The organism is Leptolyngbya sp. FACHB-36 (assembly GCF_014695955.1).
Classification (GTDB): Bacteria; Cyanobacteriota; Cyanobacteriia; order Leptolyngbyales; family Leptolyngbyaceae; genus FACHB-36.
In genome coordinates, this window is the sequence record NZ_JACJPG010000019.1 from 1 (window position 1) to 2,125 (window position 2,125).

Below are 2,125 nucleotides of genomic sequence, written 5' to 3' on the forward strand. Positions count from 1 at the left end.
CGCTTCAGTGCGCCAAACGGTGTTGACGGCTCCCACTGCCTGCGCCACCTCGGACACGTCCGACAGCAGCGGCACGATCGCCTGCTTGTGAGGAATGGTGATGCTGAAGCCGCGCAGACCGATCGCGGCAAATCCGGCGACAGCGTGCCCTAGGCTCTCTGGCTTCACGGGCAGCGGGAGGTAAACGTAATCCAGTCCCAGATGCGCCAGCGCTGCGTTGTGCATTGCGGGAGAGAGGGAATGCTCAACGGGATGCCCAATAACGCCGAGCAGTTTGGTCTTACCTGTAATCACAACAGAACACCCTGAACTCTAAACTCCATGTTGCCGAGACGAGCGATCGTCCTTCCTTTCGCCAAAGTCAGCCAAAAACTGTAGCAACTATGCCATCCCAGCAGGCACCTTGGGCAACGTCACGATAAAGTTAGTTCCCGTGCCTTCTGCGCTTTCAACCGCGATCGTACCTTGATGTGCTTCCGTAATACTCTTTGCTAAAAATAATCCTAATCCCCATCCCGTTTGCTCCTCAGCAGAGGTAGTGCGACGAAACTGTTGAAATAGAATTGACTGGGCATCCGGGGCGATCGGATTACCTTCATTGTGAACGGTGAGGCTGATGTGCGTTTCAGCTTGCTCCAGCGTGAGTGTAATAGGTGTGTTCGGAGCACCATATTTCACAGCGTTAACGGCTAAGTTTTCAACAACTCGCCGGATTTCTTTACGGCTGCAATAGCTCCTGATGCCCACATCGGAAACCACCACAAAGCGCTCCCCATACGTAAAGCTCAAATCTTCTACGACATCCTGAACTAGCCCATCTAGATAGCATTCTTCAAATTTAAGCGCTAACTCCTGCCCTGACCGCAGCCGACTTGCATCGAGCAGATTTTGAATCATGGAATCCAGCCGATCGATCGAGCTAATCATCCTCACCGCTACATCAATGTGGGTATCTCCTCGTTCAAGCCGTCGCAGAATGAGTTGAGTTCCCATTTTGATGACACTGATTGGACCTCTGAGGTCGTGAGTCAGCGTCACCATAAATAGCTCTTGAATGTCTCGTAGCGTCTGTGAGAACTGAGTGGCAGCATCATTCACGGCTTGCTCAATGGAGTCAATGATGATGTCTCGCTCCCGCACGTCTAACGGCGCTTCTTCCTCTAAAACCTGAAAGATCACCTGACGCAAAATGTGGTACTCGAATATCAGTTGGGTCATCGAGTAGTCGGCATAACCCGCCCGCTCCCGTCCATGCTCTCTGCCAATCCGAAGGCTTTCTACCCGATCGGTTTTTATCCGATCAGGCGTCCTTTTGATCGTGGTTGAGAGTCTATCCACCAGTTGGTTTAAGTATTGAGGTAGCGAATCTTGCAAGATCAGAGAGTCGTAATGTATCGATGCACTGACTTCATTACGCGCCCGTTCTTCCCACAGCTGCATCATTCTTTCAGCATTTTGCTTAAGACGGTCAGAAGCTGGATCAACCATTGTTTTAATTCCCTGATGAGAGGAAGGTAAGGGAAGTTTTCAAGCTGTGACTTCGAGCAGCAAGCAACAGAGACTCGATGCATGTGTGCGTCCGGTCAAACGGCAGACACGATTAAACTACCAGAGATCGTAAGTTGTTGAACGCGCAGCAAAAAGATAGAGGGGTAGCAGGCAGCGCTTTGATCGAGTAACACCTTCACCGATCGTTCAAAATTAGCACGATCGCCTCAGTCCAATCGCCTCAGTCCCACTTGAATAACAGACGGCGATCGTTTCCCCAAGCACTGCTGATGACCGTTTAGTCCTGCACGATCGGCGTTGACACGTCCGGCTCAGGCGCAGTAGACGCTGGCGACACAGTAGGCGCTGGTGGCGCAATAGAGGCTGATGGAGTAGACGCTGGCGCGGGTTCAGGAGATGCAGCAGGCGGCGGATCAACCAAACGAACGCGGCGAATCGGCAAATTGGCGATCAGCGCGGTGGCTCGCTGCGAGTTCTCTAACGAGAATTCCATACTATCGGTATCTAGCTCCACGTAGCGCGAAACGACTTCTAGAATCTCTTTTCGCATCGCCTCCAGTGTGGCAGACGGTAAATCTGCGCGATCGTGCGCTAGAACCAGCTTGAGTCGGGTTTT

2 protein-coding genes and 1 pseudogene are annotated in these 2,125 nt (G+C 52.1%); all 3 read right to left on the reverse strand.

Annotated features, from left to right (window positions below):
- Positions 1 to 294 (reverse strand): annotated as a pseudogene (locus H6F43_RS00215) (shikimate dehydrogenase); the annotation flags it as partial.
- A gap of 87 nt (positions 295 to 381) precedes the next feature.
- A complete protein-coding gene (locus H6F43_RS21775; protein ID WP_199290070.1) occupies positions 382 to 1,488 on the reverse strand; it encodes a HAMP domain-containing sensor histidine kinase in 1,107 nt (368 codons plus the stop codon).
- Positions 1,489 to 1,786: 298 nt separating this feature from the next.
- The coding region (minE, locus tag H6F43_RS00225; RefSeq protein ID WP_190340034.1) for a cell division topological specificity factor MinE at positions 1,787 to 2,125 on the reverse strand (339 nt) is incomplete at its 5' end.